Annotated in this window: 10 protein-coding genes; 6 read left to right on the top strand and 4 right to left on the bottom strand. The window is 59.2% G+C overall.

Features of this window, described 5'->3' with window-relative positions; all coding sequences use genetic code 11:
- Positions 1–72 precede the first annotated feature (72 nt).
- Positions 73–447, bottom strand: coding sequence for a histone-like nucleoid-structuring protein MvaT (mvaT, locus tag M5B97_RS12755; RefSeq protein WP_003175830.1), 375 nt, complete (start codon positions 445–447; stop codon positions 73–75).
- A gap of 348 nt (positions 448–795) precedes the next feature.
- Here mvaT and purU point away from each other — a divergent pair, with 348 nt between their 5' ends.
- Entirely contained in the window at positions 796–1,644 is an 849-nt protein-coding gene (gene purU, locus M5B97_RS12760) for a formyltetrahydrofolate deformylase (RefSeq protein ID WP_019821236.1), read from the top strand.
- A gap of 80 nt (positions 1,645–1,724) precedes the next feature.
- Positions 1,725–1,895 (top strand): hypothetical protein, encoded by a 171-nt coding sequence (locus tag M5B97_RS12765; RefSeq protein ID WP_248731632.1) that lies wholly within the window; start codon positions 1,725–1,727, stop codon positions 1,893–1,895.
- 34 nt (positions 1,896–1,929) lie between these two features.
- On the opposite strand, the gene M5B97_RS12770 is transcribed toward M5B97_RS12765, so the two are convergent.
- Entirely contained in the window at positions 1,930–3,819 is a 1,890-nt protein-coding gene (locus M5B97_RS12770; protein WP_248731633.1) for a methyl-accepting chemotaxis protein, read from the bottom strand.
- Positions 3,820–4,024: 205 nt separating this feature from the next.
- Between M5B97_RS12770 and M5B97_RS12775 the strand changes: the two genes are divergently transcribed.
- A complete protein-coding gene (locus M5B97_RS12775; protein WP_248731634.1) occupies positions 4,025–5,503 on the top strand; it encodes a helicase HerA-like domain-containing protein in 1,479 nt (492 codons plus the stop codon).
- A gap of 4 nt (positions 5,504–5,507) precedes the next feature.
- Here the strand turns inward: M5B97_RS12775 and M5B97_RS12780 are convergent, their stop codons facing one another.
- On the bottom strand, positions 5,508–5,963 hold the full coding sequence (locus tag M5B97_RS12780) for a DciA family protein (protein WP_123715720.1): 456 nt from the start codon (positions 5,961–5,963) through the stop codon (positions 5,508–5,510).
- A gap of 305 nt (positions 5,964–6,268) precedes the next feature.
- Between M5B97_RS12780 and secA the strand changes: the two genes are divergently transcribed.
- The 3 genes from secA (at position 6,269) to M5B97_RS12795 (ending at position 11,310) form a co-directional block, all read left to right on the top strand.
- On the top strand, positions 6,269–9,004 hold the full coding sequence (gene secA / locus M5B97_RS12785; RefSeq protein ID WP_123715719.1) for a preprotein translocase subunit SecA: 2,736 nt from the start codon (positions 6,269–6,271) through the stop codon (positions 9,002–9,004).
- Positions 9,005–9,127: 123 nt separating this feature from the next.
- Entirely contained in the window at positions 9,128–10,345 is a 1,218-nt protein-coding gene (gene argJ / locus M5B97_RS12790) for a bifunctional glutamate N-acetyltransferase/amino-acid acetyltransferase ArgJ (protein WP_248731635.1), read from the top strand.
- Positions 10,346–10,365: 20 nt separating this feature from the next.
- Complete coding sequence (locus tag M5B97_RS12795) at positions 10,366–11,310, top strand: Nudix family hydrolase (RefSeq protein WP_248731636.1); 945 nt, start codon at positions 10,366–10,368, stop codon at positions 11,308–11,310.
- A gap of 106 nt (positions 11,311–11,416) precedes the next feature.
- Here the strand turns inward: M5B97_RS12795 and M5B97_RS12800 are convergent, their stop codons facing one another.
- The gene (locus tag M5B97_RS12800) at positions 11,417–11,995 is read right to left on the bottom strand and encodes a cob(I)yrinic acid a,c-diamide adenosyltransferase (protein WP_123715716.1); all 579 of its coding nucleotides are present in this window, start codon (positions 11,993–11,995) and stop codon (positions 11,417–11,419) included.

Consider the following 11,995-nt stretch of genomic DNA (forward strand, 5'->3'; position numbering starts at 1 on the left):
GTCCAGGCATGAAAAACGCCAGCAAGCTGGCGTTTTTCGTGTATCGCGTATCAGGCGAGAGCCCGACCTGGCTTAGCCCAGCAGGGTAGCCCAGCCTTCAACCACATCGCCGCCCCACTTGGCTTTCCACTCTTTCAGTGTTTTGTGGTTGCCGCCTTTGGTTTCAATCACTTCGCCATTGTGCGGGTTCTTGTATTGCTTGACCTTGCGAGCACGTTTGGTGCCGGTGGTTTTCACGGCGCCACGCGGTGCTTTAACTTTCGACTCTGGATCCAGCAGCGCGATGATGTCACGCAGGGATTTGGAGTATTCACCCATCAGAGTGCGCAGTTTGCCTTCGAATTCCAGCTCGGTTTTCAGCTTGTCGTCTTGGGACAGGTTTTTCAAACGGGCTTGCAGCTCTTTGATAGCTTCTTCGGTGGCGCGGTATTCGTTGATCAGTGACATGTGGACTACCTTATGTAGAGCGCTGATTGAGAGGGAGAGTGGCCTAATAATAGTCAGGCAATTTCATCAAGTAAACATTTAAGCAGGCATTTATGTGAATTACTTTGAATGTTTGTCGTAATGCTGCGCAGTCGAGTTAATTAGTAGGTCGCAAGCCTAAAGATAGTCTGGTTTATTTTTTTGATAAATGCGTGAGCTTGCCGTTGTACGGTCATATAGAGGTGGTAAATCCTTAAGCTATTAAGGCGGGGCGCGACCCGGGCTCAGAACAGGGCGCAAGGAATACTGCAGTTTTTCTGCGCAATCGCTAGAATGGCGGCCTTTGCGAAGTTCTGGAGTTTCCCCCTAATGCGCACTTTTCGGCTGGTGATTGCTTGCCCGGACCGGGTTGGCATCGTTGCCAAAGTCAGTAACTTTCTGGCCTCCCATAACGGCTGGATCACCGAAGCGAGCCATCACTCGGACGATCTCAGCGGATGGTTTTTCATGCGGCACGAAATTCGTGCCGACACGCTGCCCTTTGGTCTTGAAGCCTTCCGTGAGGCGTTCGCGCCGATCGCGGAAGAGTTCTCGATGACATGGCACATCACCGACACCGAGCAGAAAAAACGTGTCGTGCTGATGGCCAGTCGTGAGTCCCACTGCCTCGCCGACCTGTTGCACCGCTGGCACAGTGATGAGCTGGATTGCGAGATCGCCTGTGTGATCTCCAACCATGACGACCTGCGTAGCATGGTGGAATGGCATGGCATCCCGTACTACCACGTACCGGTCAATCCGCAGGACAAGGAGCCGGCGTTCGCCGAGGTCTCTCGTCTGGTCAAGCAGCACGATGCCGACGTGGTGGTGCTGGCGCGCTACATGCAGATCCTGCCGCCGGAACTGTGCCGCGAATACGCCGGCAAGGTGATCAACATTCACCACAGCTTTTTGCCGTCGTTCGTCGGGGCCAAGCCGTATCACCAGGCATCCCTGCGTGGCGTGAAGTTGATTGGCGCAACGTGCCACTACGTTACCGAAGAGTTGGACGCAGGTCCGATCATCGAACAGGACGTGGTTCGTGTCAGTCACAGTGACAGCATTGAAGACATGGTGCGTTTCGGGCGTGACGTCGAGAAGATGGTGCTGGCGCGTGGCCTGCGTTATCACTTGGAAGATCGCGTCCTGGTGCATGGCAACAAGACCGTTGTGTTCTGATCCCGCGTTGTGATTGAACCAACAAGGGCTTGGGCGTTAAATCGACCCAGGCCCTTTTTACATCTGCGCAGGACTGAACGATGAGCGACCCACTGGACAAAGCCACATCAAAAGCCCCCGCAACCTTGGGGGAGGGGTGTTTGAGCCGGTATGACCCGGACGACCTGGACGCAGAGGATGGCACCGAGTTTCCCGGCGCAGCCGAGTTGTGGGAGCAGGAGCAGCACAAAGACGAGACCCGGCAAAAATAGCGGCCCGCCGCACTGGAAGCGGCGGGCGCAGGCGTCAGATCCGGAAGCTGCCCACCAATTGCTTCAAGCGCGATGCTTGTTGCTCAAGGTCGGTGCAGGCGCGCAGGGTTGATTGCAGGTTCTCCACACCTTCCTGGTTAAGGGTGTTGATCTCGGTGATGTCCATGTTGATCGACTCCACCACCGAGGTCTGCTCTTCGGTGGCGGTAGCGACGGACTGGTTCATACCGTCTATCTCGCCAATGCGTTGGGTCACGCTGCTCAAGCGTTCGCCGGCCAGGTTGGCGATTTCCACGCTGTCCTGGCTGTGGCGCTGGCTTTCACTCATGGTGCTGACGGAGTCCCGAGCGCCGACCTGAAGCTCCTCGATCATTTTCTGTACTTGTTGCGCCGATTCCTGGGTGCGATGGGCCAGGTTGCGCACTTCGTCGGCCACTACCGCAAACCCTCGGCCGGCTTCCCCGGCGCGTGCCGCTTCGATGGCGGCGTTGAGCGCCAATAGGTTGGTCTGCTGAGAGATGCTGGTGATCACCTCGAGGATCTGGCCGATATTGACCGTCTTGCTGTTAAGCGCTTCGATATTGTTGCCGGAAGCGCTGATCATCTCGGACAGTTGGTTCATCGCCCTGATGTTGCTTTCCACCACCTGCTGGCCGTCTTCGGCCAAGCTCCGTGCGTCACTGGCTTGCTGCGAGGCTTGTGCCGCGTTGCGCGCGATTTCCTGGGCGGCGGCACCCAATTCGTTGATGGCGGCGGCGACGCTGTTGGTGCGATTGGCCTGTTCGTCCGAGTTGACCATTGACGAGTTGGAGGCGCTGACCACCCGCAAGGCCACTTCGTTGACTTGCTCGGTGGCGGAGGACACTTCGCGAATCGAAGTATGGATACGCTCCACGAAACGGTTGAAGGCCTTGCCCAGGGTGCCGAACTCATCATTATTCTGGATCGTCAGGCGTCGGGTCAGGTCGCCCTCGCCATCGGCGATGTCCTGCATGGCCCGGGTCATCACGTGCAATGGTTGCATCAGGACGCGGATCAGCATGCCCAGAAGGGCGATGATGATCACCACCGCGATGATCGTGGCGATCACCGCCGACGTGCGGAACTGGCTGAGCATTGCGAAGGATTTATCTTTATCCACCGAAATACCCAGGTACCAGTTGACCGACGGCAAGCCTTTGATCGGGGTAAAGGTCACGATATTGGTTTTGCCGTTCGCCTCCACTTCGCTGAAGTCAGCGCTGATCTTCGGGGTGTTTTTCGGGTACACATCCGCCAGGGCCTTCATCACCAGGTTCTTGTCCGGGTGCACCAGCACTTTGCCGTCGGCACTGACCAGGAACGCGTAGCCCATGCCACCGAAGTTCAGTGCGCCGATGTTATCCACCAGGGTTTGCAGGCTCAGGTCGCCGCCCACCACGCCGATACTCTGGCCGCCTTTGGCGCTGGGCGTGGCGATCGAAATGATCAACTGCCCGGTTGCTGCATCGATATAGGGTTCGGTCAGGGTAGAACCGTTGCTGCTTTGGGCGCCTTTGTACCAGGGGCGGACTCGCGGGTCGAAGCCGTCCGGCATCTTGGTGTCGGGACGGATGGTAAAGGTCCCTTTGCTGTCGCCGACGTAGGTCGCCATGAATGAGGAGGTCAGTGCTTTCTGTTCCAGCAGGGTGGCGACGGCGGACGGTTCGGGATTGGTGGCAATATTTTGTGCGGCGTTTTCCACCAGGACGATGCGCCCGGTGAGCCAGGTTTGAATATTGCTGGCGGTGACATCGCCCATTTCATGCAGGTAGTTATTGAGGTCGTCGCGGATCGCGTTGCGTTGCAGGTAGTCGTTGTAGAGGGTAAACAGCGCGAAGGCGGCGATGACGATAAGGGAGGCTGCAAGCAGGATTTTGTGGCTGAAGCGCAGGTTTTTATTCATGGCTTGTAGGGTCCGCTAAGGTCTTAAATATCCAAAGCGCGTCCTTTTGGGAGGCGCAAAATGGCAGCGTCAAAAAAGGTGTGGTACTTCTGGCAATAGTTCTGTGGGTTTTTGTAGGAGCCCTCTGACCTATTTTTAGACTTTGTGGGTCTCACATTGGCTTGTATCGGCTTGGCTGCACTAAAGATTAACCATAGGTGACGAAATGCCTGACTCCACGCAACTTCTTATCGGTGCCGGCCTTGACGGCCAGCCCATTGCCCAGGCGATGCGCCTGGCCAACCGGCATGGTTTGATTGCCGGTGCCACCGGCACGGGCAAGACCGTCACCCTGCAGCGTCTGGCGGAAGCCTTCAGTGATGCGGGCGTGACGGTATTCGCCGCCGACATCAAGGGTGATCTCTGCGGCCTGGGTGCCGCAGCCGACCCCCAGGGTAAGGTCGCCGAGCGCATTGCAGGAATGCCTTTCCTCAATTACACCGCCAAGGCCTACCCGGTAACGTTGTGGGATATCCAGGGGCAATCCGGCCATCCGTTGCGTACGACCATCAGCGAAATGGGGCCGTTGTTGCTCGGTAGCCTGTTGGAACTTACCGACAGTCAGCAGTCGGCGCTCTATGCAACCTTCAAGGTGGCGGACCGTGAGGGCTTGTTGCTGTTGGACCTCAAGGACCTCAAGGCACTGCTCAACCACTTGCGCTATCACCCGGAACTGCTGGGCGACGATGCGGCGTTGATGACCACCGGCTCCAGTCAGGCGCTATTGCGACGCCTCGCTGTGCTGGAGCAGCAGGGTGCCGAAGCCTTGTTTGGCGAGCCGGCCTTGCAACTCGAAGATATTTTGCAGCCCGCCAGCGACGGGCGCGGGCGGATCCACCTGCTGGACGCCAGCCGCTTGGTGCATGAGGCGCCGAAGGTCTACGCGACCTTCCTGCTGTGGCTTCTGGCTGAGTTGTTCGAACAACTCCCCGAGCGCGGCGACGCAGACAAACCGCTTCTGGCGCTGTTCTTCGACGAGGCGCATTTGTTGTTCGCGGATACGCCCAAGGCCCTGCAGGACCGTTTGGAGCAAGTGGTGCGCCTGATTCGCTCCAAAGGGGTGGGCGTGTATTTTGTCACGCAATCCCCGGGTGACCTGCCTGACACGGTGCTCGCGCAACTGGGCCTGCGCATACAACATGGTTTGCGGGCATTTACCACCAAAGAGCAGAAATCCCTGCGGGCGGTGGCCGATGGTTTTCGTCCCAACCCTGCGTTCGATACCTTGTCGGTGTTGACGGAACTGGGCACGGGTGAGGCGCTGGTGGGCACCTTGCAGGAAAAAGGTACGCCGGAAGTTGTCCAGCGGGTGCTGGTCGCGCCTCCACAATCACGGATCGGGCCACTCAGTGAAGCTGAGCGGGCTGCGTTGATCGCCGGTTCGCCTTTATTGGGGCGGTACGACAAGCCGATAGACCGGGAATCGGCCTATGAAGTGCTGATGGCCCGCAAAGACCTGGGTACCCAGGAGCAAGCCACTCCGGCGGCCGAAGAACCGAGCTTTACCGATAAAGCCGGCGCATTTCTGGGAACGACGGCAGGCAAGGCCCTGAAGTCGGCGATGCAGCAGGCCGCCAATCAGATGGGCCGCCAGTTGGTACGTGGCTTGTTGGGGTCGTTATTGGGTGGCAGCAAGCGCAAGTAGCGGTTCAGGATTTGGGCCTGGCATGGGCGGCCAACCGCTCCAGCGCCGCGCGCAGGCCCGGATCCCGGATCTCATCGGCCGTAGCCTGAATCGCTTCGGCCGCATTTTCCGAAAGGTCCATGGTCTGGCCTGCCGTTTTTTGCGGCGAGGTGGAGGGCTGCACCTTGAACTGAATGCGCGTCAAGCTGGCAAATTCGTCGAATGCCATCAATTGTCGCTGCAAGCGTTTTTGCTGATAACGCAAGCGGGTCGCCCAATGGCCGTCTGTGACAATTAATAGCAGCTGCCCTTCACGCCAGGACGCTACATGACAATGTTCTCGTGCGGCGGGTTGCAGCTGGCTTTCGAGCAGGCGTTGCAAATGGCCCAAGCGTTGCGCATGGCCAAAGATGGCTTTCAAGGGCTTGGCTTCGCGGAGCAACACGCCAGGGGCACGGGCTGTAAGCGGGCGAAATGCCATGTTTAGACACCTAAAGTAACAGAGCCGCTATCTTAACAGAAAGCGCCGGTATGCCCGCGGGCCACGCATCCGAGCGGTTTTACCCGTGAAATCAATCGGTAACTTCTGTGCTCCATGGGTTGAAGTTCGCGCAAAAGCCCTTATTTTAAACAAGCCCTCTCACAGCTCCATGCCTGCCTCTGGGAACAACGCCACTTTCCTCACCCACGATTCCGGGTAGAATGCGCGTTCGCATGCGGCCGTGAGGGCTGCTCGGGCCACTCACGGTGCGCCCTCCATCCCTATGTGTGGAAGAACCTGCCGATATGTTTGCGCCTTTGTTAAAGAAACTTTTTGGAAGCAAGAATGAGCGCGAAGTCAAACGCATGCTCAAGACGGTGCAGCTGGTCAATGCCCTCGAAGAGCAGATGGTTGCCCTTTCGGACGACCAATTGCGCGCCAAGACCCAAGAGTTCAAGGCCCGCATAGCCAAAGGTGAAACCCTCGATAAACTGCTTCCCGAAGCCTTTGCGGTCGCCCGTGAAGCCGGTAAGCGTGTCATGGGCATGCGCCACTTCGACGTTCAACTGATCGGCGGCATGACCTTGCATGAAGGCATGATTGCCGAAATGCGCACTGGTGAAGGCAAGACCCTGGTGGCAACACTGGGCGTTTACCTCAACGCACTGTCCGGCAAGGGTGTGCACGTGGTGACGGTGAACGACTACCTGGCTCGCCGGGACGCCAACTGGATGCGCCCGCTGTATGAATTCCTCGGCCTGACCGTCGGCGTGGTAACGCCGTTCCAGCCGCCGGAAGAGAAACGTGCCGCCTACGCCGCCGACATCACCTACGGCACCAACAACGAATTCGGTTTCGACTACCTGCGCGACAACATGGCGTTCAGCATGGAAGAAAAATTCCAGCGTGAACTCAACTTTGCCGTGATCGACGAAGTCGACTCCATCCTGATCGACGAAGCCCGTACCCCGCTGATCATCTCCGGCCAGGCCGAAGACAGCTCGCGCCTGTACACCGAGATCAACAAGTTGATCCCGCGTCTGGTGCAGCACATCGAGGAAGTCGAAGGTGTGGTGACCAAAGAAGGTCACTTCACCATCGACGAGAAGACCCGTCAGGTTGAACTCAACGAAGCCGGTCACCAGTTTGTCGAAGAGATGCTGACCCAGATCGGCGAACTGGCCGAGGGCGAAAGCCTGTACTCGGCACACAACCTGGGCCTGTTGACCCACGTGTATGCCGGCCTGCGCGCTCACAAGCTGTTCCATCGCAACGTCGAATACATCGTCCAGGACGGCCAGGTCGTACTGGTTGACGAACACACCGGTCGTACCATGCCGGGTCGTCGTCTGTCCGAAGGCCTGCACCAGGCCATCGAGGCCAAGGAAGGGCTCAACATCCAGGCTGAAAGCCAGACGTTGGCGTCCACCACCTTCCAGAACTACTTCCGTCTGTACAACAAGCTGTCCGGCATGACCGGTACAGCCGACACCGAAGCGTTCGAGTTCCACCAGATCTACAACCTGGCCGTGATGGTGATTCCACCGAACAAGCCGCTGGCGCGTAAAGATTTCAACGACCTGGTGTTCCTGACGGCCGAAGAGAAATACGCGGCCATCATCAACGACATCAAAGAGGGCATGAAGCAAGGCCGTCCGATACTGGTAGGTACTGCCACCATCGAGACTTCCGAGCACGTGTCCAACCTGCTCAACAAGGAAGGCATCGAGCACAAGGTGCTCAACGCCAAATTCCACGAAAAAGAAGCCGAAATCATTGCCCAGGCCGGTCGTCCAGGTGCGCTGACTATTGCCACCAACATGGCTGGTCGTGGTACCGACATCCTGTTGGGCGGTAACTGGGAAGTGGAAGTCGCGGCACTGGAAAACCCTAGCCCCGAGCAGATCGCCCAGATCAAGGCCGACTGGCAGAAGCGCCACCAGGCCGTACTGGAATCCGGTGGCTTGCAGGTGATTGCGTCCGAGCGTCATGAGTCGCGTCGTATCGACAACCAGTTGCGTGGCCGTGCCGGTCGCCAGGGTGACGCCGGCTCCAGCCGCTTCTACCTGTCGCTGGAAGACAGCCTGATGCGTATCTTCGCCTCGGACCGGGTGAAGAACTTCATGAAGGCCCTGGGCATGCAGTCGGGTGAAGCGATCGAGCACCGCATGGTGACCAACGCCATCGAGAAGGCCCAGCGCAAGGTAGAGGGCCGTAACTTCGACATTCGTAAGCAGCTGCTTGAGTTCGATGACGTCAACAACGAACAGCGTAAAGTGATCTATCACATGCGTAACACGTTGCTGGCCGCCGACAACATTGGCGAGACCATCGCCGACTTCCGTCAGGACGTGCTCAACGCCACCGTAAGCGCCCATATCCCGCCACAGTCCCTGCCTGAGCAGTGGGACGTCGCGGGCCTGGAAGCGGCGTTGAAGAGCGACTTCGGTGTCGACCTACCGGTTCAGCAGTGGCTGGACGAAGACGATCACCTGTACGAAGAGACGCTGCGCGAGAAGCTGATGGCTGAGTTGCTGGCCGCGTACAACGAAAAGGAAGAGCAGGCGAGTGCCGAGGCACTGCGCACGTTCGAGAAACAAATCGTACTGCGCGTGCTGGACGACCTGTGGAAAGACCACCTGTCGACCATGGACCACTTGCGTCACGGCATCCACCTGCGTGGCTACGCCCAGAAGAACCCGAAGCAGGAGTACAAGCGCGAGTCGTTCACGCTGTTCTCCGAACTGCTGGATTCGATCAAGCGCGATTCGATTCGCGTGCTGTCCCACGTTCAGGTGCGTCGCGAAGACCCGATCGAGGAAGAGGCTCGCCTGCGTCAGGAAGCCGAGGCGCTGGCCGCTCGCATGCAGTTCCAGCACGATGAGGCGCCGGGCCTGGAAGCGCCTGAAGCATTGGGCGAAGAGGTCGATGTGGCGCTGGCCCAGACGCCGGTTCGCAATGAGCAGAAGCTGGGCCGCAACGAACTGTGCTACTGCGGTTCGGGCAAGAAATTCAAACACTGCCACGGCCAGATCGAATAAGATTTTTGCCCGACGCTGCAACACTCCGCGCCGCGACCGGCTTCTGCCGTCGCGGCGTTTTGCCATTAATTTCACCGTCGCTCACGACGGCACAGATATCACCTATTTTTGAGGAGCGCATTCATGGCTGTTGGTCTTGGTCCTTTGCCCACATTGCACCCGGTTGCCGGTTTTGAACTCGGTATCGCTTCGGCCGGCATCAAGCGCCCGGGGCGCAAGGATGTGGTGGTGATGCGCTGTGCCGAAGGCTCGACCGTGGCGGGTGTGTTCACCCTCAACGCGTTCTGCGCGGCACCGGTGATCCTGGCCAAGCAACGCGTTGCCGGCTCGATTCGTTACCTGCTGACCAACACCGGCAATGCCAACGCCGGTACCGGCGAGCCTGGCCTGGTTGCCGCTGCGCGCACTTGCGCCAAGCTGGCCCAATTGGCGGGCGTGGACGCCAGCCAAGTGCTGCCGTATTCCACCGGCGTGATCGGTGAGCCGCTGCCCGTGGAGAAAATCGAAGGCGCGTTGCAAGCCGCACTGGACGATCTGTCTGTGGATAACTGGGCGGCCGCCGCCACCGGCATCATGACCACCGACACTCTGCCCAAGGGCGCGAGCCGTCAATTTGTGCACGACGGCGTGACCGTTACTGTGACCGGCATCAGCAAGGGCGCAGGCATGATCCGTCCGAACATGGCCACCATGCTCGGCTACATTGCTACCGATGCCAAAGTCTCCCGTGATGTGCTGCACAAGCTGATGCTGGACGGCGCCAACAAGTCGTTCAACCGGATCACCATCGATGGTGACACCTCCACGAACGATTGCTGCATGTTGATCGCAACCGGCAAGGCCAACCTGCCGGAAATCACCACCACCGAAGGCCCACTGTTTGACGCGCTGAAAAAGGCCGTGTTTGAAGTGTGCATGGACGTGGCCCAGGCCATCGTGCGCGACGGTGAGGGCGCCACCAAGTTCGTTACCGTTGAAGTCAATGGCGGCGGCAACCACCAGGAATGCCTGGATGTGGGCTACACCGTGGCTCACTCGCCGTTGATCAAGACCGCACTGTTCGCCTCTGACCCGAACTGGGGACGCATCCTGGCTGCCGTTGGTCGTGCCGGTGTGCCGGATCTGGACGTGAGCAAGATCGATGTATTCCTGGGCGATGTGTGCATCGCCAGCCGCGGTGCCCGTGCCGAGACCTACACCGAGGCGCAGGGCTCGGCGGTGATGCAGCAGGAAGAAATCACCATCCGTATCGAACTGGGTCGCGGCGAGTGCAGCGAAACCATCTGGACCACCGACCTGTCCCACGAGTACGTGAAGATTAACGCAGAATACCGTACCTGATAGCCAAGAGGATAAGCGCGGTGAAACGAGTGCATGTAGCAGCAGCGGTGATCCGCGGCGCCGACGGCAGGATTCTGCTGGCACGCCGCGCCGATACCCAGCATCAGGGCGGCCTCTGGGAGTTTCCGGGGGGCAAGGTGGAGGCCGATGAGTCGGTCGCAACCGCCTTGTCGCGTGAGCTGCACGAAGAGCTGGGCATCCGTGTCACCACGGCACGGCCGCTGATAAAGGTGCAGCATGACTATCCGGACAAACAGGTGTTGCTGGATGTCTGGGAAGTCTCGGCGTTCACGGGTGAGCCGCATGGCGCCGAAGGGCAACCGCTGGAATGGGTAGCGCCGCGTGACCTCATCAACTATGAGTTCCCGGCGGCCAATGCACCGATCGTTGCCGCTGCGCGCTTGCCTGCCGAGTACCTGATCACCCCGGGTGAGCTGGAAACCCCCACGCTGTTGCGTGGCATCCAGAAAGCCATTGCGGGTGGTATCAAACTGGTTCAACTGCGCGCGCCCAACGGTTACGACCCAAAGTATCGTGACCTGGCGGTGGACGCGGTTGGCCTGTGTGCCGGCAAGGCCCAGTTGATGCTCAAGGGGCCGTTCGAATGGCTGGGGGACTTTCCTGCGGCCGGTTGGCACATGACCTCGGCACAACTGCGTAAATACGCGAGCAAGGGCCGACCACTGCCGAAGGACCGCTGGTTGGCGGCGTCGTGTCACAACGCCGAGGAACTGGCCCTCGCCCACATGATGGACGTGGATTTCGTCACGCTGTCGCCGGTGCAACCGACCCTGACCCATCCCGATGCCCAGCCTTTGGGCTGGGAGCAGGCGGCGCAGTTGATCAGCGGGTTCAGCAAACCGGTGTTTCTGTTGGGCGGGCTTGGCCCAGCCGAGCGGGAGCAGGCCTGGGAAGCTGGGGCGCAGGGGGTTGCAGGCATTCGGGCGTTCTGGCCCGAGGTCTGACAGGCCCCGTCATGAGTAAGCCCTTTCCCATATTTTGATGTGTGAATACCATCAAGCGTGGGGGAGGGCTTCCTTATGACAAGGTCGGCTTCGGCACCCCGTAATCTCAGTGCGGCTTTGCAGCCGCCTGCCACAACACCTCAGCCACACCCTGGCGCCGGGCAATCACACGCGCCGCTACAAACAACAGATCCGACAACCGATTGATATACGCCAGCCCTACGCCTTCCAGCGGCTCAAGCGCATTCAACTGCTGACACCGCCGTTCCGCATTACGCGCCAGGCTGCGGCAGATATGGGCTTGGGCGATCAGCGTCGACCCACCGGGCAGGATGAAGTTCTCCAGCGGCCCGACTTCTTCATTCCAGCGATCAATCGCCGCTTCCAGCCGATCGACTTCCGCTGCATTCAAGGCTTTGTACACCGGCATCGCCAGTTCACCGCCCAGGTCGAACAAGCGATGTTGGCAAGGCGTCAGCACCTCAATCACATCGTTGAGTTCAGGGTGCTTGCCGCTCTGCTCCTCCAGTTCAGCCAACAGCAGACCCAATTGACTGTTCAAGGTATCGACTTCACCTATGGCCTCCACCCGCGGATGGTCCTTGGGCACGCGCCGGCCGTCGCCGAGGCCGGTTTCGCCTTTGTCGCCGGTACGGGTATAGATCTTCGACAGGCGAAAGCCCAT

The organism is Pseudomonas sp. MWU13-2517 (genome assembly GCF_023242545.1).
Lineage (GTDB): Bacteria > Pseudomonadota > Gammaproteobacteria > Pseudomonadales > Pseudomonadaceae > Aquipseudomonas.

What these genes read in the sequence shown, in the direction of transcription:
- mvaT (WP_003175830.1), bottom strand. Translation starts at nt 447, where the DNA reads ATGTCACTGATCAACGAATACCGCGCCACCGAAGAAGCTATCAAAGAG.
- purU (WP_019821236.1), top strand. Translation starts at nt 796, where the DNA reads ATGCGCACTTTTCGGCTGGTGATTGCTTGCCCGGACCGGGTTGGCATC.
- M5B97_RS12765 (WP_248731632.1), top strand. Translation starts at nt 1,725, where the DNA reads ATGAGCGACCCACTGGACAAAGCCACATCAAAAGCCCCCGCAACCTTG.
- M5B97_RS12770 (WP_248731633.1), bottom strand. Translation starts at nt 3,819, where the DNA reads ATGAATAAAAACCTGCGCTTCAGCCACAAAATCCTGCTTGCAGCCTCC.
- M5B97_RS12775 (WP_248731634.1), top strand. Translation starts at nt 4,025, where the DNA reads ATGCCTGACTCCACGCAACTTCTTATCGGTGCCGGCCTTGACGGCCAG.
- M5B97_RS12780 (WP_123715720.1), bottom strand. Translation starts at nt 5,963, where the DNA reads ATGGCATTTCGCCCGCTTACAGCCCGTGCCCCTGGCGTGTTGCTCCGC.
- secA (WP_123715719.1), top strand. Translation starts at nt 6,269, where the DNA reads ATGTTTGCGCCTTTGTTAAAGAAACTTTTTGGAAGCAAGAATGAGCGC.
- argJ (WP_248731635.1), top strand. Translation starts at nt 9,128, where the DNA reads ATGGCTGTTGGTCTTGGTCCTTTGCCCACATTGCACCCGGTTGCCGGT.
- M5B97_RS12800 (WP_123715716.1), bottom strand. Translation starts at nt 11,995, where the DNA reads ATGGGCTTTCGCCTGTCGAAGATCTATACCCGTACCGGCGACAAAGGC.